23 protein-coding genes and 1 tRNA gene are annotated in these 20,166 nt (G+C 53.0%); 19 read left to right on the top strand and 5 right to left on the bottom strand.

Going from position 1 to position 20,166, the window contains the following annotated elements; all coding sequences use genetic code 11:
- Positions 1–104: 104 nt before the first annotated feature.
- From C2U68_RS02440 to C2U68_RS02430, 3 genes are all read left to right on the top strand, one after another.
- The gene (locus C2U68_RS02440) at positions 105–380 is read left to right on the top strand and encodes a hypothetical protein (RefSeq protein ID WP_140910916.1); all 276 of its coding nucleotides are present in this window, start codon (positions 105–107) and stop codon (positions 378–380) included.
- A gap of 100 nt (positions 381–480) precedes the next feature.
- The gene (locus C2U68_RS02435) at positions 481–1,848 is read left to right on the top strand and encodes a hypothetical protein (RefSeq protein ID WP_140910915.1); all 1,368 of its coding nucleotides are present in this window, start codon (positions 481–483) and stop codon (positions 1,846–1,848) included.
- Positions 1,849–1,994: 146 nt separating this feature from the next.
- Positions 1,995–2,342, top strand: coding sequence for a DUF2782 domain-containing protein (locus C2U68_RS02430; RefSeq protein WP_260839185.1), 348 nt, complete (start codon positions 1,995–1,997; stop codon positions 2,340–2,342).
- A gap of 47 nt (positions 2,343–2,389) precedes the next feature.
- On the opposite strand, the gene C2U68_RS02425 is transcribed toward C2U68_RS02430, so the two are convergent.
- Positions 2,390–2,791, bottom strand: coding sequence for a hypothetical protein (locus C2U68_RS02425; RefSeq protein WP_140910914.1), 402 nt, complete (start codon positions 2,789–2,791; stop codon positions 2,390–2,392).
- A 193-nt stretch (positions 2,792–2,984) separates the two neighbouring features.
- Between C2U68_RS02425 and C2U68_RS02420 the strand changes: the two genes are divergently transcribed.
- On the top strand, positions 2,985–3,266 hold the full coding sequence (locus C2U68_RS02420) for a hypothetical protein (RefSeq protein ID WP_140910913.1): 282 nt from the start codon (positions 2,985–2,987) through the stop codon (positions 3,264–3,266).
- 9 nt (positions 3,267–3,275) lie between these two features.
- Positions 3,276–4,007: a pteridine reductase gene (locus tag C2U68_RS02415; protein WP_140910912.1), complete on the top strand. Its 732-nt coding sequence runs from the start codon at positions 3,276–3,278 to the stop codon at positions 4,005–4,007.
- Here the strand turns inward: C2U68_RS02415 and folK are convergent.
- Entirely contained in the window at positions 4,004–4,546 is a 543-nt protein-coding gene (gene folK, locus C2U68_RS02410) for a 2-amino-4-hydroxy-6-hydroxymethyldihydropteridine diphosphokinase (protein ID WP_140910911.1), read from the bottom strand. The two genes, C2U68_RS02415 and folK, sit on opposite strands and share 4 nt — an antisense overlap.
- Positions 4,547–4,549: 3 nt before the next feature.
- Entirely contained in the window at positions 4,550–4,903 is a 354-nt protein-coding gene (gene folB / locus C2U68_RS02405) for a dihydroneopterin aldolase (protein ID WP_140910910.1), read from the bottom strand.
- A 92-nt stretch (positions 4,904–4,995) separates the two neighbouring features.
- Between folB and plsY the strand changes: the two genes are divergently transcribed.
- Entirely contained in the window at positions 4,996–5,568 is a 573-nt protein-coding gene (gene plsY / locus C2U68_RS02400; RefSeq protein ID WP_140910909.1) for a glycerol-3-phosphate 1-O-acyltransferase PlsY, read from the top strand.
- On the opposite strand, the gene tsaD is transcribed toward plsY, so the two are convergent.
- Entirely contained in the window at positions 5,569–6,579 is a 1,011-nt protein-coding gene (gene tsaD, locus C2U68_RS02395; protein WP_140910908.1) for a tRNA (adenosine(37)-N6)-threonylcarbamoyltransferase complex transferase subunit TsaD, read from the bottom strand. It lies immediately after the preceding gene.
- A 104-nt stretch (positions 6,580–6,683) separates the two neighbouring features.
- On the opposite strand from tsaD, the gene rpsU reads away from it, so the two are divergent.
- The 11 genes from rpsU to C2U68_RS02340 all read left to right on the top strand — a co-directional run bounded on the left by rpsU (position 6,684) and on the right by C2U68_RS02340 (position 17,193).
- Positions 6,684–6,917: a 30S ribosomal protein S21 gene (gene rpsU, locus C2U68_RS02390; protein WP_054760073.1), complete on the top strand. Its 234-nt coding sequence runs from the start codon at positions 6,684–6,686 to the stop codon at positions 6,915–6,917.
- A 9-nt stretch (positions 6,918–6,926) separates the two neighbouring features.
- Positions 6,927–7,376 carry a GatB/YqeY domain-containing protein gene (locus C2U68_RS02385; RefSeq protein WP_140910907.1) on the top strand — a complete coding sequence of 150 codons (450 nt, stop codon included), beginning with the start codon at positions 6,927–6,929 and terminating at the stop codon, positions 7,374–7,376.
- Positions 7,377–7,391: 15 nt separating this feature from the next.
- Entirely contained in the window at positions 7,392–9,134 is a 1,743-nt protein-coding gene (dnaG, locus tag C2U68_RS02380) for a DNA primase (RefSeq protein ID WP_140910906.1), read from the top strand.
- A 160-nt stretch (positions 9,135–9,294) separates the two neighbouring features.
- A complete protein-coding gene (gene rpoD, locus C2U68_RS02375) occupies positions 9,295–11,106 on the top strand; it encodes an RNA polymerase sigma factor RpoD (RefSeq protein WP_140910905.1) in 1,812 nt (603 codons plus the stop codon).
- Positions 11,107–11,140: 34 nt separating this feature from the next.
- Positions 11,141–11,217, top strand: a tRNA-Ile gene (locus tag C2U68_RS02370).
- Positions 11,218–11,284: 67 nt separating this feature from the next.
- Positions 11,285–12,445 carry a methionine adenosyltransferase gene (metK, locus tag C2U68_RS02365; protein WP_140910904.1) on the top strand — a complete coding sequence of 387 codons (1,161 nt, stop codon included), beginning with the start codon at positions 11,285–11,287 and terminating at the stop codon, positions 12,443–12,445.
- 21 nt (positions 12,446–12,466) lie between these two features.
- Entirely contained in the window at positions 12,467–13,759 is a 1,293-nt protein-coding gene (ahcY, locus tag C2U68_RS02360) for an adenosylhomocysteinase (RefSeq protein ID WP_140910903.1), read from the top strand.
- 51 nt (positions 13,760–13,810) lie between these two features.
- On the top strand, positions 13,811–15,163 hold the full coding sequence (locus C2U68_RS02355; protein ID WP_140910902.1) for an adenosylmethionine--8-amino-7-oxononanoate transaminase: 1,353 nt from the start codon (positions 13,811–13,813) through the stop codon (positions 15,161–15,163).
- Complete coding sequence (locus C2U68_RS02350; protein ID WP_140910901.1) at positions 15,163–15,891, top strand: 16S rRNA (uracil(1498)-N(3))-methyltransferase; 729 nt, start codon at positions 15,163–15,165, stop codon at positions 15,889–15,891. The genes C2U68_RS02355 and C2U68_RS02350 overlap by 1 nt, the downstream gene beginning before the upstream one ends.
- Complete coding sequence (locus tag C2U68_RS02345) at positions 15,873–16,772, top strand: CPBP family intramembrane glutamic endopeptidase (protein ID WP_260839184.1); 900 nt, start codon at positions 15,873–15,875, stop codon at positions 16,770–16,772. Before C2U68_RS02350 ends, C2U68_RS02345 begins: the two co-directional genes overlap by 19 nt.
- A gap of 109 nt (positions 16,773–16,881) precedes the next feature.
- Positions 16,882–17,193 (top strand): hypothetical protein, encoded by a 312-nt coding sequence (locus C2U68_RS02340; RefSeq protein WP_140910900.1) that lies wholly within the window; start codon positions 16,882–16,884, stop codon positions 17,191–17,193.
- A gap of 102 nt (positions 17,194–17,295) precedes the next feature.
- Here the strand turns inward: C2U68_RS02340 and C2U68_RS02335 are convergent, their stop codons facing one another.
- A complete protein-coding gene (locus C2U68_RS02335; RefSeq protein WP_140910899.1) occupies positions 17,296–17,511 on the bottom strand; it encodes a hypothetical protein in 216 nt (71 codons plus the stop codon).
- 433 nt (positions 17,512–17,944) lie between these two features.
- Here C2U68_RS02335 and C2U68_RS02330 point away from each other — a divergent pair, with 433 nt between their 5' ends.
- Positions 17,945–19,009 carry a lytic transglycosylase domain-containing protein gene (locus C2U68_RS02330; protein ID WP_260839183.1) on the top strand — a complete coding sequence of 355 codons (1,065 nt, stop codon included), beginning with the start codon at positions 17,945–17,947 and terminating at the stop codon, positions 19,007–19,009.
- 461 nt (positions 19,010–19,470) lie between these two features.
- Entirely contained in the window at positions 19,471–20,163 is a 693-nt protein-coding gene (phoB, locus tag C2U68_RS02325) for a phosphate regulon transcriptional regulator PhoB (RefSeq protein WP_140910923.1), read from the top strand.
- Positions 20,164–20,166 lie beyond the last annotated feature (3 nt).

The raw sequence follows: 20,166 nt of genomic DNA, 5'->3' as shown, positions 1-20,166 counted from the left end.
TCGTCGCTAACGTCGAAGCAGTGCTTTAAACTACTAGGTCGTATGCCCCCCCTTGCCGGCTTGCCGGCAAGGGGATATTTGAATAGTAAGGTAAGGTGGAGAATATGAAAGACACTAAACTAGCCGCTGTCGCTTTTGTTGTATCGCTGCTCGCCGCGCCGTCCGTAGGGGCTGTTGATTACCCGGCGGCGGATTTTCAGCCGAAAGTTGTTTATCGCGATTCTTCTGTTGCCGAAGTGGCGCCTGCTGCGGCCAACTCTGCCGCCGCCGCGAGTAGCGCGGCTCCATGCGTTAACCAGACACAGCAATCCGAGGTCGATCCGAAATTTCCGGCTGCCAATTTTCAGCCCAAGATCGTCTACAGCGGCACGGGATCGTAGCGTTAATAACGGTTTTATGGCACTCTGTTAGTAGTGGTCCGCCGCAGTTGGTGTGTAGGTCGCAACATATAAAAATTATTACATTCAGGAGTATTCTCAAATGACAACAAGCAGTTTGATGAATAGCTTATTCGGCTTTTTATTCGACAAACCTACTGACGACGGTAGCTGGCTGGATGCTGATTCAAGCGTCGGCGATGCGCAACTGACCGGTGTTGCCCGTTATTTGCAAAAACTCGAACCGCCAAAGCCGGAAGTGGACGAAAATGGTGAGCCATTGACAGGAGTGGCCAAGTATTTGGCAATGCAACGGCAAGCTGAACAGGCAGCGCAGTCGGTCGTCGAGGCAACTGAGATTGAGGCGGTCGTTGAAGAAGTTGAAGAAATCGAAGAAGTGGCCGCGGAAATCGAGATTGAACCCGTGGCTGTCACTGTACCAACTGGCGTCGAGAAGTATCTTAGCCAGCAGGCCGACAATCCGGTGACTCGGGTTACCAAGTACTTGATCAAAGAATCGATTCAAGCCAAGTCCGCGCCTGTTACCGGCGTATCCAAATATGTCACCAAGCATGATCGCGAAGAGCCAGGGGTGACGGGGGTTGCCAAGTATGTGATCCGCCAGAATATGGCGCAGCAACCGGCAGTGACCGGAGTTGCCAAGTATGTGCTCAAAAAAGACCTTGCGGCTAAAGATGCGCCATCGGCAACTTCAGTGAGCAAGTATCTGGCTAAGCAAACCTTGGTAAACAAGGATGCGCCGATTGTCACTGGGGTTGAAAAATACTTGATGCGCCAGGAACGTCTGTTGAAAGAACAGGAGCCGGTAACCGGCGTGGCCAAGTTTCTGGCCGAGCAGGCGCTGGCAGCGAAAAAGGCTGCGGCAGCCGCGCTGGTGGCCCGTTACGTTGAGGCCGAAGCGAAATTACAAGCCGAGAAGGCGGAGGCCCTGATGAACCAATCGCAACAAGAAGAGTTGATTGCCGACCGTGAAGTGATTATCGAGGGCTCGGCCGTCGATCGCTATCTGGCGCGGCAGGCCGCGGCCCAGGAGAGTGCGCCGAAGCCGACCGGAGTGGCAAAATATTTGGCGAGACAAGTGCAGTTGCAAAGCCAGGCAGAGCCTCTTACCGGAGTGGCTCGTTACTTGGTAAAACAAGCAATTGCGGCCAAACAAATGCCAACACCTACGGGGGTGGCTAAATATGTCGCTAAACAACGCCTGACGGTCAATCCGGTTCAACCGCTCAGTTCGGTAGCCAAATACGTGGCAAAACATCACGCGGAGGAAAAGGCGGCCGGTGAGGTAACGGGGGTTGCCAAATACATGGCCAAGCAAGACGTCAGGCATGTGGAATCTGTCGGTCTTTCCGGCGTAGCCAAATACGTGGCGAAACAAGCGTTGAGCGATAGTGACACCGGCTTTGCCCGGACTACCGGCGTCGAAAAATATTTGCGCAAGCAAGCCTAAGTCTTGCGAGACGGCGAACCGGCATCTCCAGTGAGTTGCCGGTTTTTTTGTGCCCGCGGTCTTTTCGGTCGGTAGTCGGCGGTTGCCGATACAGCAGGCGAAAACTGTATTATTATGACCTACCGTAATTAGCCTCAGAGATTCCGATGCGCCTTTTAATTCGCTGCGTACCGTTTGTTTTCGCTCCCTTCGTCGCAGCGTGGGGGGCGCCGGATGAGCCGGCGCCGGTGCCCGAGCCGCCCGATTTGCCGGCGCCGGTGCAATCGGGCGAGGAAATGGAACCGGACATCACCATTATTCGCAAAGGTAAAGATACGATTCAGGAGTTCCGGCGTAACGGTAAACTGTACATGGTTAAGATTCAGCCCCAGGTCGGGCCGCCTTACTATATGCTCGATACCAACGGCGACGGTGAAATGGATGTGAAGAAGAACGACTTGGAGGACAACACCAACATCAATAAATGGACCTTGTTCGAGTGGGATTGGCCTTGATGATCCCGGTGCCCTTCACCAGATAGTCAGTTGGGCGCCGAGTGTTGTTAATCCGAAACTTTGAGTAGCCAGCCTTCTTCGGCGCTGCATTTTTCGAATTTCGCTTTCAAACTGACCGATACCCGGACGGTGGTATTTTTGATGTCAGCGGGCAATTTGCCTTTCACTAGATAAAACGTATCTTTATCCTCCACCGTTATCGGAACGGCTTGTTGCTTAATGCTAACGTGGATGTGGCCGGGGCCGTTGCTACCCGACGCGGCAAACGAAAATTCTGAGCCCGGCGCGACGCTGGACAGGTGTTCCGGTTTGATGCGGCTGACTTTGGCTCGGATACAGCCTGATTCGCTGGCATTGCCGCCATGGCCTATGTGGCCGGTCGATTGGCTCAAGCTCGGTTGGCTGAAACCGAGAGCCAAGATTGCCATCAGAATTTTTGAAATTTGCATGGTTCCCCCTTGATTCGATAGTAATTATTGCCAAGCGCCCTCGATTATAGGCTTCGGGATGGTAACTTAGAAGCGGAGGGAGTCATTGGCTGTCCCGGCGACGAGATTGATGTTTCTATGCAAATTGATTACATTGAAATTTGCTGTTTACGATCGGTTTTCATAACAATAAAACGATGAGGATGGAGGGGGCATGTATTTTTTAGCGAAGCTGTTCGGAATCTTAACCTTGGTTTGGTTTTACCTGACGGCAAAAAACCAGAATGCGCCGTTGCTTAACTGGTCGATCATCGGCTTGGTGGGGTATTGGCTGACTTGGTGGCTGGCCAAATTTTTCGTGCTGGAGCCCCTGTCTAAATTGGTTGCCAAACATTCGGTGATGGAAATGGTCTTGACCCAAGTGCCGGTAGCTTGTGCCGTAGTGGCGTGCATCTTGATTCGTAAGAGGTTGATAGCCAGTATTTCGGCAAATTAGAACGCTTGGATGCCTAACGTAGTGCTTGTCACCGGCGCGGCCCGGCGCATCGGCGCAGCTTGCGCTCGTATGTTGCATGCTGCGGGGTATAACGTAGTTTTACACTTTAAAAGTTCGGAGTCCGACGCAATAGCGCTGTGCGAGGCATTAAATAATCTGCGTTACGCTTCGGCGGTATCGGTCAAAGCCGATTTGCAGCGTGTAAGTGACGTCGAACGTTTGGCAACGGTGGCTGCGTCAACCTGGGGCGGGCTGGATGCGTTGGTGAACAGCGCTTCGGTGTTTTACCCGCAGCCGGTAGGTAAGGTGGTCGAACAGGATTGGGAGCAAGTCTTTGCCACTAACCTGAAAGCGCCATTCTTTTTGTCGCAGGCGTTGTTGCCTACCCTCAGAGCAAGGCGAGGCTGTATCGTGAATATCGCCGATATTCACGCAGAAACCGGCTTGCCTGGTTTTCCTGTCTATAGTATTGCCAAAGCCGGGTTGTTGGCGATGACGCGTTGTCTGGCCAAAGACCTGGCGCCTGAAGTCAGGGTCAATGCGGTGTCGCCTGGAGCTATTTTGTGGCCGGAACACGGTGGCAGTGAAGCAGAGCGTGCGGCGATCTTGAGTAAAATTGCGTTGGGCCGCCAGGGAGAGGCTGACGACATAGCCAAGGCGGTTAAGTTTTTGATTCAAGACGCCGGGTATATTACCGGTCAAACCATCAACGTTGACGGTGGGCGGAGTTTATACCGTTAGCGGAAATCAGTCCGGCTGCAGGCTTTTGATCTATGGGCCGGTTTCAAGCCTGAGAATTCACTGCCAGTTTTTTTTTGTTTGACGTCTTTTTTATCGAATTGGTGCCATAGCTCGGCATAGCTTTTTTGGGTATTGGGATGGGTCAAGTTAGGTGCGATTTCGGCCAACGGTTCCAATACGAACGCATATTTTTCGATTTCATCCCTTGGTATTTGCAGGCGACCGTCGTTGATGATTTCATCACCGTACAGTATCAAGTCCAAGTCCAGCGTTCTGGCGGAAAACTTTTGGCTGTCCCTGCTGCGGCCGTGGTCAAGTTCCACCTGCCTAAGTAATTTGGCGACGCTTTTGGCCGGCAGATCGGACTGAAACCCAATCACAAGGTTGTAAAAGCTGTCGCCGACGAAGCCGACCGGTTCGCTTTCGTAGATACTGGATACCGTTAGTTCGCCGAATAAGTCGCGCAGTGCGTTTAGGCTCGACGGAATATGGGTTTCCCTGTCGATGTTACTGCCGATGCTGATGTATCCGGTGGGCATGAGCTATCTTTGGCCGCGTTCGATGATAATGCCGACATCTCGAGCCCGACTGATGGCGCCTTTTTTGTTCAAGGTGATTTTTACCCAAGGAATTTGGAATTCGCCCAGCAGAATGTTGGCTATTTCTTCGATCAAGGTTTCCACCAGGTAAAATTCACTGCGTTCCACGAATTCCACTACCCGATCAGAGACGGTTTTATAGTCGAGGGCGTGGGCGATATCGTCGCTGGCTGCCGCTTTGCGGATGTCGAAGCCCATTTCGATGTCCAAGATAACTTTTTGCTTGATTTTCCGTTCCCACTCGTAAATTCCTATCACGGTGTCTATTTCGAGGCCGCCTAAAAAGATGATGTCCATCGTTGCTTTCCGGTTATTATATTTCGTAACAAAATCGCCGCAGTATCGAGTAAATGGCTGCGCTGTACAAGTATTGATATGAGGTTGTTTGAATGATGGAGTGGTTGTTGGTGCCGTTGGCCTATTTGGCCGGTTCGGTGTCGAGTGCGATTATTGTCTGTAAAATGATGGGCTTGGCCGATCCGCGAGAAAACGGTTCCGGCAATCCCGGGGCGACCAATGTGATGCGCATCGGCGGAAAAAAAGCTGCGGCGATTACGCTGGTCGGCGATGCGCTAAAAGGTTTGTTGCCGGTGTTGGTTGCCAAAGCATTGGCGGTCGATAGCTTGGTATTGTCCGCAGTGGTGTTTGCCGCTTTCATCGGTCATTTGTATCCGGTATTTTTTCAATTTAAAGGCGGTAAGGGCGTCGCGACTTCGTTGGGCGTGACGTTGGGAGTGGCTTGGCTGCTGGGTGTGGCTGTCGCCGGAACTTGGTTTATCGTCTATAAATTGGGCAAAATCTCGTCGTTATCTGCACTGGTGGCCGCGACGTTGGCTCCGATCTACACCTGGCTGATCGTCGGTGATGCGTATTTGACGGCCACGTTTACTTTAATATCCCTGATTTTGCTTTGGCGCCACAAAAGCAACATCCAGCGGCTTTTGGCTGGTCAGGAGTCCTGATCACAACTGCGGCAGCTGTTCCATCGGCCAGCGCGGCCGGGCAAAGATTTCCAGGTTTTGCGTTTGTCCGGCCATCAAGCGTTGGGCGCCGGCATAAGCGATCATGGCGCCGTTGTCGGTGCAGAAGTCCGGGCGCGGGAAATAGATCCGGGTATTCGCGCTGTCGGCCATAGCTGAAAGTTGGTGGCGAATTTCGCGGTTGGCGCTGACGCCGCCGGCAACAACCAGGGTTTTCAGGCCGGTGATTTGAAGTGCGCGCCGGCATTTGATGGTCAAAGTCTCGGCAACGGCCTGCTGAAAGGCAAAAGCGATGTCGGCTTTGTCTTGCGGTGATTGGCCGGTTTCGTGCAATGCGTTTAGGGTAAAGGTCTTTAGGCCGCTGAAGCTGAAATCCAGGCCTGGGCGATCGGTCATTGGGCGTGGAAATTTGAAGCGGGGCAGGCCTTGTTCGGCTAGTTTTGCTAATCTGGGGCCGCCGGGGTAGTCGAGCCCCAGCATCTTGGCGGTTTTGTCGAAGGCTTCGCCGGCGGCGTCGTCCAGCGACTCGCCCAGCAAGCGGTAATGACCGATGCCGGTAACTTCGATCAGCATTGTGTGGCCGCCGGATATAAGCAGGGCGACAAACGGGAATGCTGGCGGATTGTCCTCCAGCATGGGCGCCAACAAATGGCCTTCCATGTGGTGGACGGCGATGGCCGGTACCTGCCAGGTCCAAGCCAAACTTCTGGCTGTGGCGGCGCCGACTAGTAGCGAACCCATTAAGCCGGGACCGGCCGTGTAAGCGATGCCGCCGATATCCGTGGCTTGCAGTGAGGCGTCGGCCAGTACGGCTCTGATCAACGGTACTAGTTTGCGGATATGGTCGCGCGAAGCCAGTTCCGGTACTACTCCGCCGTATTCGGCATGGGTGGCAACTTGGCTGAACAGGGTATGGGCAATCAAGCCTCGATTGGCGTGGTAAACCGCGACCGCCGTTTCGTCGCAAGAGGTTTCTAGGCCGAGAACAAACATTAGTTTTTGGAATAAAAGATATTTATGAGTATAATCGGCCGTTTTCGGTGGGCAAGGTTCGCCGATTGCTTGAAAAGATACTAACACAATTCGGATTATTGCTAATGCCATCAGTTAAAGTTAAAGAAAACGAACATTTCGACATCGCGATTCGCCGCTTTAAACGTGCCTGCGAGAAGGCTGGCGTCTTGGCGGAAGTGCGCCGCCGTGAGTTTTACGAAAAACCGACTACCGAGCGTAAGCGCAAGGGTGCGGCGGCGGTAAAGCGCCACCTGAAAAAATTGGCTCGCGAACGCTATGCGCTGAAAAATTTGCGCCGCGGTCGTCCGCAGGTTTAAGGCTGTTAGATGGATGTGTTGAAGGAGCGTATCAAGGAAGATATGAAGGCCGCGATGAAAAGCGGCGACAAGGCTCGGCTCGGTGTGATTCGTATGATCTTGGCTGCGATTAAGCAAGTTGAGGTTGATGAAAGGATCGAGTTGAGCGACGATCGAATCATTTCAGTACTCGACAAAATGCTCAAGCAGCGCCGGGAATCGATCAAACAGTTCCGTGATGCGGAACGCCATGATCTAGCCGATATTGAGGAGGCTGAAGTGCTGGTAATACAGGACTTTCTGCCGCAGCAGTTTACCGATGCCGAAATAGATGCCATGGTTGTCGAGGCGGTCACTCAGGTTGGTGCAACTTCGGTGAAAGAGATGGGCAGCGTCATGGCTTTGTTGAAGCCGAAAATGCAAGGCAAGGCCGATATGGCGGTCGTTAGTGCTCGAATCAAGGCGCGTTTTATAGCCTAATGTCCTGTCGGTAATATGTCCGGCAGAATACCTCGCCAGTTTATCGATGATCTGTTGGTGCGGGTCGATATTGTTGATTTAATCGACTCGCGCGTCCCCTTAAAAAAGTCAGGTGCCAATTACGTTGCGCGCTGCCCTTTTCATACCGAGAAAACTCCTAGTTTTTCCGTAAATCGCGCGAGACAGATTTATCACTGCTTCGGTTGTGGTGCTAGCGGTAATGCCATCGGATTTTTGATGGAGTTCAATCATTTGGGCTTCGTTGAGGCGGTCGAGGATTTAGCGAATTTTGCCGGAGTGGATGTGCCGCGGGAGGCGGGCGGCGGTTTTAGTCTGCCGGTGTCTGATAAGCAGGGGTTGGTAAGGCTCTACGATGTATTGGCGGACGTTGCCAGGTTTTACGTCGAGCAATTGCGGTCCAGTCCGGAGGGGCGGCGGGCTCAAGAATATTTGAATAAGCGCGGTGTCGGCGGCGAAATAGCAGAGGAATTTCTGCTTGGTTATGCGCCGGACCGTTGGGATGGGGTGCTGACACGATTCAGTCGCGCTGAGTTGAGCGAAGCTGGGCTGCTGGTAGCCAGAGATGATGGAAAGATCTACGACCGGTTTCGCGGGCGGTTGATGTTTCCGATTCGTGACAAACGTAAGCGTGTTATTGGATTTGGGGCTCGAGTCTTGGATGATTCTCTGCCCAAATATCTGAATTCGCCGGAAACTCCGGTTTTTTCCAAAGGTAAAGAGCTTTACGGGTTATGCGAGCTATTGCAGCGCAATTCCAAGCCGACTCGGATTTTGGTGGTCGAGGGATATATGGATGTTATCGCTTTGGCTCAATTCGGCATCGCTTATGCCGTGGCTGCGCTCGGAACGGCGACGTCAAAGAGTCAGATCGATTTGCTGTTTCGCTTCACCTCCGAATTGGTGTTTTGCTTCGATGGCGACAATGCCGGGAGGCAAGCGGCGTGGAAGGCGGTAGATGCGTCTTTGCCCTGTTTGCGCGACGGCCGGCAGATCAAAATCATGTTGTTGCCGCAAGGGCAAGACCCCGATTCTTTGTTGCGGTCGGACGGAGTAGAAAGTTTTTTGGAACGAATCGGCTCGGCGCAGGTCTTGTCGGATTACTTTTTTGCAAATATCGGGTCGGGTGCCGATAGGGCGACTGTTGAAGGTAGGGCGCAGGTGTTGGCTGTCGCCAAGCCGGCGCTGGATAAAGTCCCTTCTGGTTTTTTTCGGGAAATGATGTTTGCACGGTTGCAGGCTTTGGTTGCGGTGCCCGGAGTCATCGATCTTGGCGAAAAGCGGTCTACACTTAAGGGTGGGCGTGGCGATGCGTCAGCAGTCAAGGACTCGGCCAGGCTATCGCTTCCGCGTAAAGTTATCGCACTGTTGGTGCAGCATCCTGGACTCGCTACTTTGCTCGAACGGCAGGGTGTCGAGCTTGAAGAGTTGGATTTTTCTGGTATCGCCGTGCTCAAGGATGTGTTGCGGGTTATTGCACTTGAAAAGCCGGAAAACAGCGCCATCTTGTTGGAAGCTTTCCGCGGGTCGGCTCAGGAAAAGACGGTAAAGGCGTTGGCGGCGCTGGAGTTGGGAGTGCCGGCTGGGGGCGAAGAGGCTGAATTCAGTGGGGCGTTACAGCAGCTTTGCCGACAAACCAGGGAGCAAATGCTGAATCGCCTGATAGACAAGGAGGGTCGTGAAGGTCTGGCGCCTGATGAGAGAGAGTTGCTGAGAGAATTGTTGAAAGAAAAGCTTTAGGGATCTTAGCTGATGTGATGTTTTAAAGGGCAACAGCGCGGGTCTCTTGTTTTGACGGTGGCCGGTGCGAACAATGGCTTTTAGGTGACCGGGTCGGGGTTTATCGTTATAATTTCCTGTTCTGCGGCGCTTGGTGCTGAAAACGTATTGTGAGTAAAGAATGAATCAAGAACAACAGCAATCCCAATTAAAACAACTGATAGCGAAAGGCAAGGCGCAGGGTTATTTGACTTATGCCGAGGTTAACGACCACCTGCCTAGCGATATCATCGATCCCGAGCAAATCGACGATATTATCGGGATGATCAACGACATGGGGATTCAGGTTTATGAGGTTGCGCCCGATGACGACGATTCCCTGATTACCTCCGATGCAGTTGTGACCGCCGACGACGACGAAGAGGTTGCGGAAGTCGCGGCCTTGGCGTCGGTCGACAGCGAGTTCGGTCGAACCACTGATCCGGTGCGGCTCTACATGCGCGAAATGGGGTCTGTAGAGTTATTAACCCGTGAAGAAGAATTAAAAATTGCCAAGCGTATCGAAGAAGGGCAGCGGCAGGTTGTCGGCGCGATTGCTCGTTCCGGTTTTATCGTCGAATCGTTTATCGAGGCTTTCGATTCGGTGAAAGACGACGACTCCGGTGTTCGCCTCAACGATTTGGTGATGGGCTTTGTCGACTTGACGGAAGTTGAAGATATCGACGTCAGCGGCATTGAAATGGAAGCGCCGGCCGAAGAGACAGAAGAAGAGTCTAAAACTATCGACTACGAAGAAGTGAAACTGAAAGTCGATGCGCTACGTAAGGCGTTGAAAGCGGCGTTCGCGTCAGTGAAAAAGCATGGATACGGACACGATAAGTCCGAAAAAGCGTTTGATGCCATGGATGAGATATTCTGCGAGTTCAAGTGGACTCCGCAATATCTGAAAAAAATGGTATCCGTTTCCGAAGAGTTGATGGCCGCTATTCGTGAAGAAGAGCGAGTCATTTTGGATATTTGCGTCAAGAAAGCGAAGCTGCCGCGCAAAGACTTTATCAATGCGTTTACCGCAAATGAGACTAATCTCGAATGGTTGAATCAGTTTGTCAACAGCCACGCTGCATACGCCGGAACGCTTGCCGAGAATGCAGAGGCGATTAAGGCAGCTCAACAAAGATTGGCGGAACTTGAGGCGCGTTACGGGTTGAGCATTGCGGTTCTGAAAAGTATTTGCCGGAACATTTCGTTGGGCGAAGCCAAGGCTCGGCGAGCCAAAAAAGAAATGATCGAGGCCAACTTGCGTTTGGTGATTTCGATAGCGAAGAAATATACGAACCGCGGATTGCAGTTTCTGGATTTGATTCAAGAAGGCAACATCGGTTTGATGAAGGCTGTCGACAAATTCGAGTACCGGCGCGGTTACAAATTTTCGACCTATGCTACGTGGTGGATACGTCAGGCTATAACCCGATCTATAGCCGACCAGGCTCGCACCATTCGGATTCCGGTGCACATGATTGAGACTATCAATAAGCTGAATCGGGTGTCGCGGCAAATTCTGCAGGAACTTGGTCGGGAGGCAACGCCGGAAGAGTTGGCTGAACGAATGGAAATGCCTGAAGACAAGATTCGCAAAGTGCTGAAAATTGCTAAAGAGCCAATATCGATGGAAACACCGATTGGCGACGACGAAGATTCGCATCTTGGCGATTTTATTGAAGATTCGAAGATGCTATCGCCTGTCGAATCTGCTACAATCGCCGGCCTTCGCGAATCGACGCAGAACGTTTTGGCGGGCTTGACTGCCCGGGAAGCCAAGGTTCTGCGGATGCGTTTTGGCATCAACATGAACACCGACCACACGCTGGAAGAGGTTGGCAAACAGTTTGACGTTACCCGTGAACGGATTCGCCAGATCGAGGCCAAGGCTTTACGTAAGTTGCGGCATCCGTCGCGCTCCGAGCAATTGAGATGTTTTCTGGACGGTGAGTAAGGCGTTGTAGCGTCGTAGATGCACCGACAATTTCGGGCCCTTAGCTCAGTTGGTCAGAGCTTCCGACTCATAATCGGCAGGTCGTAGGTTCAAGTCCTACAGGGCCCACCATGATACCAGGCCGTTTAAGCGGCCTTTTTTTATACGCGCAAGTTTTCTTTTGACGAGGGTGTTAACCGTGAATAAAAACTACCTTTTTACCTCAGAATCCGTATCCGAAGGCCATCCGGACAAAGTGGCGGACCAAATTTCCGACGCGGTAGTCGATGCTTTGTTGGCTCAAGACCCTCGTTCGCGGGTAGCTTGCGAGACCTTGGTCAAAACCGGCATGGTGGTGTTGGCGGGTGAAATTACCACCAACGCCTGGGTCGATACCGAAGAGTTGGTTAGAAAGGTGGTCTGTGAAATCGGTTACGATTCCGGCGATATCGGTTTCGACGGCAATAGCTGCGCGGTTCTCAACGCAATCGGCAAGCAATCGGCCGACATTGCCATGGGCGTGGACGAATCTGAAAACCACGAACAAGGCGCCGGCGACCAAGGCCTAATGTTTGGTTATGCCAGTAACGAAACTGACGTGCTGATGCCTGCACCAATTACCTACGCCCACCGTTTGGTCGAACGCCAAGCACAGATTCGCAAAAACAAAACCCTGCCATGGCTGCGCCCGGACGCTAAAAGCCAGGTGACTTTCCGCTACGAAAACAACAAGCCGGTAGCGATTGATGCAGTGGTATTGTCTACTCAGCACTCGCCGGAAATCGGCGGCAAACAGCTCGAAGAAGCGGTGATGGATGAAATCATCCTGCCGACGCTGCCGAAAGAATGGCTGCATAAAGACACCAAGTATTTCATCAATCCAACCGGCCAGTTCATCATTGGCGGTCCGGTCGGTGACTGCGGATTGACCGGTCGTAAAATTATCGTCGACACCTACGGCGGTATGGCTCGTCACGGCGGTGGCGCCTTCTCCGGTAAAGATCCATCCAAAGTCGACCGTTCGGCGGCCTATATGGGACGCTATGTGGCCAAGAACATCGTGGCCGCCGGCCTGGCCGAACGTTGCGAGATCCAGGTGTCTTACGCCATCGGCGTTGCCGAGCCCACCTCGATCAGCATCGAAACTTTCGGTACCGGCAAAATCGACGAAGAACGTTTGGTCAAAATCGTCCGCGAACACTTCGATTTACGTCCGAAAGGCTTGATCGCTCAACTCGGCTTGTTGAAACCGATTTACCGCCCGACCGCGGCCTACGGCCACTTTGGCCGCAACGAAGCGACCTTCAGCTGGGAAAAAACCGACAAAGCCGAGGCTTTGAAAGACGCGGCTGGCATCTAAATTCAGGATCAGGAAACTCAAATGACTCAAACCGATTACAAAGTAGCGGACATGGCTCTGGCCGATTGGGGCCGTAAGGAAATCAAAATCGCTGAAACCGAAATGCCGGGTTTGATGGCCTTGCGCGCAGAATACGGTGCTCAGCAGCCGTTAAAAGGCGCCCGCATTGCCGGCTGCTTGCATATGACGATTCAAACCGCGGTGTTGATCGAGACCTTGACTGCCCTGGGTGCCGAAGTGCGCTGGTCGTCTTGCAACATCTTCTCTACTCAAGACCATGCCGCAGCGGCGATTGCCGCAGCCGGTATCCCGGTATTTGCTTGGAAAGGCGAGACCGAAGCCGAAGCCGAATGGTGCATCGAACAAACCATTCTGGGCCCTAACGGTTGGCGTCCGAACATGATTTTGGACGACGGCGGCGACCTGACCAACATGATGCACGACAAGTTTCCGGAGCTGATGGCAGACGTCAAAGGCTTGTCGGAAGAAACCACCACCGGCGTATTGCGTTTGACCGAAAGGGTTGCCAAAGGCAGTTTGAAAGTACCGGCGTTCAACGTCAACGACTCTGTAACCAAATCCAAATTCGACAACCTGTATGGTTGCCGCGAATCCTTGGTTGATGGCATCAAGCGTGCCACCGACGTGATGGTCGCTGGCAAAATCGCCATCGTCTGTGGTTATGGGGACGTGGGTAAAGGCTGTGCGCAATCACTGCGCGGCTTGGGCGCCACCGTTTGGATTACCGAAATCGACCCGATTTGCGCGTTACAGGCGGCGATGGAAGGCTATCGCGTGGTAACGATGGACGAAGCCGCTTCACAAGGTAACATTTTCGTCACTGCGACCGGTAACGTCCATGTCATCACCCATGACCATATGAAAGCGATGCGCGATCAGGCCATCGTCTGCAATATCGGTCATTTCGATTCCGAAATCGATATCGCTTCGTTGCGCCATTACACCTGGGAAAACATCAAACCGCAGGTCGACCACGTGATTTTCCCGGACGGTAAGCGAATCATTGTGTTGGCAGAAGGCCGCTTGGTAAATCTGGGTTGCGCAACAGGCCACCCGAGCTTCGTAATGTCCAACTCGTTCTGCAATCAGGTATTGGCGCAGATCGAACTGTGGACCAACGCGTCGGCTTACGAAAACAAAGTCTACATTCTGCCGAAAAAACTCGACGAAAAAGTGGCGCGCTCGCATTTGGCGCAAATCGGCGTGAAATTGACCCAGTTGTCGCCGGAGCAGGCCGCTTATATCAACGTGCCGGTCGAAGGTCCGTACAAACCGGAACATTACCGTTACTAAACGGGCATTAATCCGCTATAAAGGGGCGCAAGCCCCTTTTTTGTGTCAGCCATGAACAATAAAACCATTGTCGAACGCGATCTCGCCGTGCTCTGGCACCCGTGTAGCCAGATGAAGGATCACGAGCGCAATATGCCGATGATTCCGATCAAGTCCGGCCAGGGAGTCTGGCTGGAAGATTTCGACGGTAAGCGCTATCTGGACGCCATCAGTTCTTGGTGGGTCAATCTGTTCGGTCACAGCAATCCGACCATCAACCAGGCGCTCAAGACACAACTCGACACGCTGGAACACGTCATCCTGGGTGGTTTTACCCATCAAGCGGCGCTGGAACTGGCGGAAAAGCTGGTGGAAATAACTCCGCCGGGCCTGGATAAATGCTTCTATGCCGATAACGGCTCGTCGGCAATCGAAATTGCTCTGAAGATGAGCTTTCATTATTGGCGTAATCTCGGTCAAAGTGGAAAAACCAAATTCATCACGCTGGAAAACAGTTACCACGGCGAAACCCTGGGGGCTTTGGCGGTTGGGAATGTCGCGTTGTACAAGGAGACTTACGGACCGCTGTTGATGGAGGTCATTACGGTCTCCGGGCCGGACTGTTACTACCGTGAGCCCGGCGAAAGTTGGGAGGCCTACTCGATTCGGCGGTTCGCCGACATGGATCGGACGCTAGCCGAGCACGCGGATCAGGCTTGCGCTGTCATCGTCGAACCGCTGGTACAGTGTGCCGGCAATATGCGCATGTATCACCCCGTTTATTTAAGAATGTTGCGCGAGGCTTGCGATAAATACGGCGTGCACTTGATTGCCGATGAAGTCGCGGTCGGCTTCGGGCGGACCGGCACCCTGTTCGCTTGCGAGCAGGCCGGCATCAGCCCCGATTTCATCTGTCTTTCCAAAGGTTTGACCGGCGGCTACTTGCCGTTGTCGGCGGTCTTGACCGGCAATCCGATTTATCAGGCGTTTTACGACGATTATCAAAATTTGACTGCATTTTTGCATTCCCATAGTTACACCGGTAATGCTTTGGGCTGCCGAGCGGCGCTGGCAACCATCGACATATTCCAAACTGAGGACGTTTTGGGCAGAAACCGCACCTTGGCGGCGGTGATGGCAAATGCCCTGGATCGTTTTCGCGATCACCCTAACGTCGGCGAAGTCCGGCAAACCGGCATGATTGCCGCGATCGAGTTGGTAAAAGACAAACAGAGCCGAGAGGCGTATCCCTGGCAGCAAAGGCGCGGTTTGCGGGTTTACCGCCATGCACTGGCGCAAGGGGTATTGTTAAGGCCGCTCGGCAACGTGATTTATTTCATGCCGCCTTACGTGATAACCGAACAGGAAATAGAGCTGATGGTGGACACGGCCTGGCAAGGCACTCAATTGGCGGTGCAAGACTGATGCGGGTATCGCGCTTATACGTTGACCTGGCGCTGAACGTTGGTCGACATATTGAGTTGAACGATGCGGCCGGACACTACCTGCGCACGGTGCTGCGATTGAAACAGGATCAGGAGATCGTCCTGTTCAACGGCCGTGGCGGCGAATACCGCTGCCGGCTCGAGGAAGTGAGCCGGCAGCGGGTAAGCGTGGCCGTAGAACAATTTATCGACCGTTCGGTCGAGTCGCCGCTGGCGATCAATCTGGGGTTGGGTATTTCGCGCGGCGACAGGATGGATTGGGCCGTACAAAAAGCGGTCGAATTGGGGGTGGCCAGTTTGACGCCGTTGATTAGCGAGCGCTGCGTGATCAAATTCGACGACGACAAGAAGCAACAACGGCAACAGCATTGGCAAAGCATCATTCAGCATGCTGCCGAGCAATCGGGGCGGACGCATTTGCCGGAATTAAATCCTCCAATCGCATTAGCTGATTGGGTCGACGGTCAATGCGGGCTCAAGTTGTTTTTGGATCCTTATGCCAAGCAAGTGTTCTCCGAACTTAATCCGGGGGGCGAGGGCGTGACTTTAATGTCCGGGCCGGAAGGCGGATTTAGCGACCAGGAACGCGAATACGCCAAAGCGGCCGGCTTTATCCCCGTTAGAATGGGTGGCAGAATTTTGCGCACCGAAACCGCGGTGCTGGCCGCGTTGGCCGCCGTGCAAACCTTATGGGGCGATTTTCGTTGATGCGCGGGTTGGCTTCCGCTGTGGCGCCTTTGCTGTTGTTGGTAATGCTGGCGATGCTGGCCAGCGTGCTGGGTTACGCTGTGCTGAAGCTGGCCGGAGACGTTTTGTCCCTGGCCAAGGTTGTTAGCAAAATTACGCTGGTATTGCTGCTGCTCAGCGTATTTCCGTTAAAAAAGTATCTGCAACTCAGTTGGACGGATTTGGGATTCGCACCGTTGCCCCATTTTCTCAAGCAAGTCGGCAACGGTTTTGCGTTGAGTTTGGTCACTTTGCTACCGGTCTTGCTGATTTTGTACCTGCTGCAAGTGCATGTCTGGGATGATAGCCGGATTTGGGTTTGGGAAGCGTTTGCTGGTAAAGCTTTGCTGGCATTGCTATTGGCGATGTTGATCGCCGTCGGCGAAGAATTGTTGTTTCGCGGTTTGCTGTTGAGCGGCCTGCGCCGGCAAATGCCGTTGTATGCGGCTATGTTTGCGAGTTCGCTGTACTATGCCGCGTTGCATTTTTTGAAAAGTTCGACGCCAATCGCTTATGCCGATATCACACCATTTAGCGGCTTGCCGTTGCTTGCCGAGGCATTTGCCAATTGGTTCAATCCGGCAATCGTTAGTGCCTTTATTGCTTTATTCGCGGTCGGACTATTCCTCGCCGTACTAAGAAGTCGTGAGGGGCAAGGATTGGGGTGGTCGATTGGCTGTCATGCCGGATGGGTCTGGCAGATCAAACTCAGTCGGGATTTGTGCAACGTCAATTTGCAGGCCGATTCGGTTTATCTGGTCAACACCTATTACGACGGTGTGATTGGCCCACTGGTGGCTGTCTGGCTGACGTCGGTATTGATTGGTTACGGGTTGTATGTCAGCTACATGAGGTCACGCTAAGCCAAGCGGCGGCGGGAGGGTGGATTGAAAAAACCGTTGCAACAGTTCGCACTGTTTTGCAATATTCCGTTTAATTTTTGTTTTTACTGCGTAACAAGAGGACATGATCATGCGCAATAACAACTATCTGCTGGTTTCCCTTATCATGCCCGTTTCGGCGTTACTGCTCGGCGGTTGCGCCAGCGAGCCGGCGCCGAAAGCGTCCGCCGAAAAGATCTTGTCTGGCGAACAAATGCTACGCGACAGCCAGGGCATCGCTCAATTGGGCAGTCGTTGGCAGGAAGGCAAGCAAATGGTCGAGCGCGGGCAGGCCATGCAGCGCGAGGGTCAGATCAAAATCGACGAAGGGCGGAATTTGATTGAAGAAGGCCAGAAAATCATGCGCGAGAGCGAAGAAGGCTACAAAAATCTGAAGCAGTGATCTTGGCTAAAAAACCGGCCCGAAGCCTTGACGGTTGGGCCGGTTTTTTAATGCCGATTTTAGCCGGATGAATGCAGTGGAAAGTATGCCAGTAGAGTCGGATTAAAATGGAGAACAGGTTCTTGGTTTCGGTTTGCGGGCGAGGCGTATGACGGTTTTGGCTTTCGGTTGCTTGGTCGCATGAATTTCAATCGCTTCCGAAACAATATTACTGCACAGCGCGCACAGAGACGTATCCGGCAAAAACCGCAATTCGTCGGCCGTGATGTCGTCACCGCAACGCGAGCAAAAGGTTAGCGGCTTTGAAATCGGTTTCATAATATCCCTCCTGGTGGTCTGACGGGTGAGGATAAACTCAATCCAAGCTACCTTTTGTCGATATGTCGTCACTTCTGAAGATGCACTGTTTGGGTACTGTGAAAAGGTCGAAAGTTCCGGCCTCGAGTCTGCTTAAGCGCGTAACAAGTGTGTGTTTTGACTGCTCCCCGAACGTCGGTCCGGCCGCTGTATGATAGCGCTACGAACGCCAAGTGCATATGATCTTCTAGCGTGAGTGATTGCTGCCAAACCCGTTTTGTCGCATTTGCGAAAAAATGCGGCCTATTTTCGAATTTAATCTTCACCTCGATTCGAAATGAGCGCTATTATTTATTGAAAGTATTCGAAGAATGCTGGTCAATAACCTTGACGACAGTGCTCTGAGCTCTCAGCGTTAAATCGGAATCCAAAAGCAAAAATGAATCGACTTTTCTTGCGCATATCATTACTGACGGTTGCGGCAATTCTACTGAATGCTTGCGGCGGCGGCGCACCGGTCAAGCGCGATAAAATTGCCAGTGCCCGTCCCAATTACGTACCGCAGCGCCAGGCTTACCAAGCGCCGCCTCAGAGCTACCGGCCTGCCAGCTATTCTGGGGTTTTTCTGAAGCCGGCGTCGTTGGAGCCGGCCGTGGAATTCTGGCGTAAAACCTATGCAGTCTGGCAGCGTTCCGAAGTCGCTTTCCACGACGACCGCTATTTGGACGTGATTTATGAAGTCATGTCCTTGCCCGGTTACGTTGCGGAAGGTCTGACCGTCGAACAAAAAGATCTGATCAGTCAGCGGCGTGATTACTGGAAGGCGCAATTAGCGGGATTGGAAAGCAAATTGCGCTACGGCGCGGCTTTGACCCCCGGGGATAGGCTGTTGATTGCGAAACTGGAAGCCAACGGGCGTTCTTTGTCCAGTGTGCTGGCTGGTGCAGATGCTCGGGTGCGTTCGCAGCGCGGGACGCGTGAGCGGTTTAAGCGCGGGTTGGAAATTAGCGGGCGTTACGATTTGCAGTTCAGAAAAGTGTTCCGCGATGCCGGTTTGCCTGAAGACTTGGCCTATCTGCCGCACGTTGAGTCCTCATTTCAACCGGGCGCCAAGTCCTCGGCTGGTGCGGTCGGCATGTGGCAGTTCACCAAAGCAGCCGCTAAAACCTTTATGCCCGGCGGTGGTGTAGTCGATCAACGTTTCGATCCTTTCGCGTCGGCAAACGGTGCCGCGCGATATTTGAGTTATGCATACGGAAAGCTGGGAGACTGGCCGGCTGCGGTTACCTCTTACAATCACGGTATCGGTGGTATGAAGCGGGCTCAAAACCAGGTTGGCAGGGATTTCGCTCAAATCGTGGAAACTTACGATGGACCTGCATTCGGTTTTGCGTCCCGGAACTATTACGCGCAGTTTCTGGCTGCACGCGAAATTGCCTCGAATCCGGAACCGTATTTTCCGGAGGGCGTGCGCTACGAAACACCGCTGGCTCCGGGGCAATATTTGGCTGAAGAGTAGTCTTGCCCCTGCTTACCGCCGAAAGCCTCAAGTGGCGACGGCGTTTATGCAGAGCCTAGTCTAGGGTAATGGGCTTTGCTTGCTAGTTGGTTCCAGACAGAGCTCCAGCGACACTATTAGCCAAACGGTTTTTAAGTTGTCGCCGCTTAACCTCACCTCCAATAGCTGGTCGGGAGTAACTTAATGAGTAACCTGGCCCGGAGTTTCAGGCGGTGTTTGGTGGAAAAGGCTCAATTTTTCTCCCAGCGTCAGATGCTCGGTTCGAACTCAGCTCTGCGGCTAAGTCGATGGTGTGCTCAATAGCAGCATGCGCCCGCGGAAAGTTGGCGGAACTCCATTCAAGCTATTGGCTGTGGCTTTGTCGGTTCAGGCACGCTTGGTGCCGAGTTTTTTGTCATAAAAAGGTAATATAGCGCTGCTAAATTCCGCATATTCTCGGAATCATTACACTTAAGATGACTATGTCGAATTTGAACGTCCTGGTTGTGGAAGACGAAGACGCCATTAGGGAAATGCTGGTGATGGTGTTGGAGCAAGCGTCGTTTAAAGTGTTGGCGGTAGCCAGTGCGGAGCAGGCGCGGGAAAGTCTGGCGGATAATATGGTGGATTTGATTGTGCTGGATTGGATGTTGCCCGGAATCAGCGGCGTTGAAATGGCCAGACGCCTGAAAAGCGAACCTGGCTATAAGGATCTGCCAATCATTTTGCTGACGGCGCGCGGCGAGGAAGAGGATAAGATCCGCGGCCTGGAGATCGGCGCCGACGACTACATCACCAAACCCTTTTCGCCCCGGGAATTGATTGCCCGGATTAAGGCCGTAATGCGGCGTAGCGGCAAACTCTCCGAATCGGGTCAATTGAGCATAGGCGACTTGACGCTGGATGCCGAGCAGCACAAGCTGACGATAGACGGTCGAAGCCTGGAAGTCAGCCCGACGGAGTTCAGACTGATGCAGTTTTTTATGACCAATCCAGACAAAGTCTACAGCCGTACCCATCTACTGGACCAAGTTTGGGGGCGTAGCGTTTACATCGAAGAACGCACGGTGGATGTGCATATCCGCCGCCTGCGCAAAATTCTGGCGGAATACGGCCGCGAAGAACTGATACAAACGGTACGCGGCTTCGGTTACCGGTTTTCCTTAGCGAATTAATCT

Source organism: Methylomonas koyamae, from assembly GCF_006483455.1.
Taxonomy (GTDB): domain Bacteria; phylum Pseudomonadota; class Gammaproteobacteria; order Methylococcales; family Methylomonadaceae; genus Methylomonas; species Methylomonas koyamae_B.
Note: the sequence above shows the minus strand (reverse complement) of the source record. Positions and strands in the feature narration are given on the sequence as shown.

Bases quoted from the DNA above. Each gene is read 5' to 3' on its own strand.
- C2U68_RS02440 (WP_140910916.1), top strand. From the start codon at position 105: ATGAAAGACACTAAACTAGCCGCTGTCGCTTTTGTTGTATCGCTGCTC.
- C2U68_RS02435 (WP_140910915.1), top strand. From the start codon at position 481: ATGACAACAAGCAGTTTGATGAATAGCTTATTCGGCTTTTTATTCGAC.
- C2U68_RS02430 (WP_260839185.1), top strand. From the start codon at position 1,995: ATGCGCCTTTTAATTCGCTGCGTACCGTTTGTTTTCGCTCCCTTCGTC.
- C2U68_RS02425 (WP_140910914.1), bottom strand. From the start codon at position 2,791: ATGCAAATTTCAAAAATTCTGATGGCAATCTTGGCTCTCGGTTTCAGC.
- C2U68_RS02420 (WP_140910913.1), top strand. From the start codon at position 2,985: ATGTATTTTTTAGCGAAGCTGTTCGGAATCTTAACCTTGGTTTGGTTT.
- C2U68_RS02415 (WP_140910912.1), top strand. From the start codon at position 3,276: ATGCCTAACGTAGTGCTTGTCACCGGCGCGGCCCGGCGCATCGGCGCA.
- folK (WP_140910911.1), bottom strand. From the start codon at position 4,546: ATGCCCACCGGATACATCAGCATCGGCAGTAACATCGACAGGGAAACC.
- folB (WP_140910910.1), bottom strand. From the start codon at position 4,903: ATGGACATCATCTTTTTAGGCGGCCTCGAAATAGACACCGTGATAGGA.
- plsY (WP_140910909.1), top strand. From the start codon at position 4,996: ATGATGGAGTGGTTGTTGGTGCCGTTGGCCTATTTGGCCGGTTCGGTG.
- tsaD (WP_140910908.1), bottom strand. From the start codon at position 6,579: ATGTTTGTTCTCGGCCTAGAAACCTCTTGCGACGAAACGGCGGTCGCG.
- rpsU (WP_054760073.1), top strand. From the start codon at position 6,684: ATGCCATCAGTTAAAGTTAAAGAAAACGAACATTTCGACATCGCGATT.
- C2U68_RS02385 (WP_140910907.1), top strand. From the start codon at position 6,927: ATGGATGTGTTGAAGGAGCGTATCAAGGAAGATATGAAGGCCGCGATG.
- dnaG (WP_140910906.1), top strand. From the start codon at position 7,392: ATGTCCGGCAGAATACCTCGCCAGTTTATCGATGATCTGTTGGTGCGG.
- rpoD (WP_140910905.1), top strand. From the start codon at position 9,295: ATGAATCAAGAACAACAGCAATCCCAATTAAAACAACTGATAGCGAAA.
- ahcY (WP_140910903.1), top strand. From the start codon at position 12,467: ATGACTCAAACCGATTACAAAGTAGCGGACATGGCTCTGGCCGATTGG.
- C2U68_RS02355 (WP_140910902.1), top strand. From the start codon at position 13,811: ATGAACAATAAAACCATTGTCGAACGCGATCTCGCCGTGCTCTGGCAC.
- C2U68_RS02350 (WP_140910901.1), top strand. From the start codon at position 15,163: ATGCGGGTATCGCGCTTATACGTTGACCTGGCGCTGAACGTTGGTCGA.
- C2U68_RS02345 (WP_260839184.1), top strand. From the start codon at position 15,873: ATGGGGCGATTTTCGTTGATGCGCGGGTTGGCTTCCGCTGTGGCGCCT.
- C2U68_RS02340 (WP_140910900.1), top strand. From the start codon at position 16,882: ATGCGCAATAACAACTATCTGCTGGTTTCCCTTATCATGCCCGTTTCG.
- C2U68_RS02335 (WP_140910899.1), bottom strand. From the start codon at position 17,511: ATGAAACCGATTTCAAAGCCGCTAACCTTTTGCTCGCGTTGCGGTGAC.
- phoB (WP_140910923.1), top strand. From the start codon at position 19,471: ATGTCGAATTTGAACGTCCTGGTTGTGGAAGACGAAGACGCCATTAGG.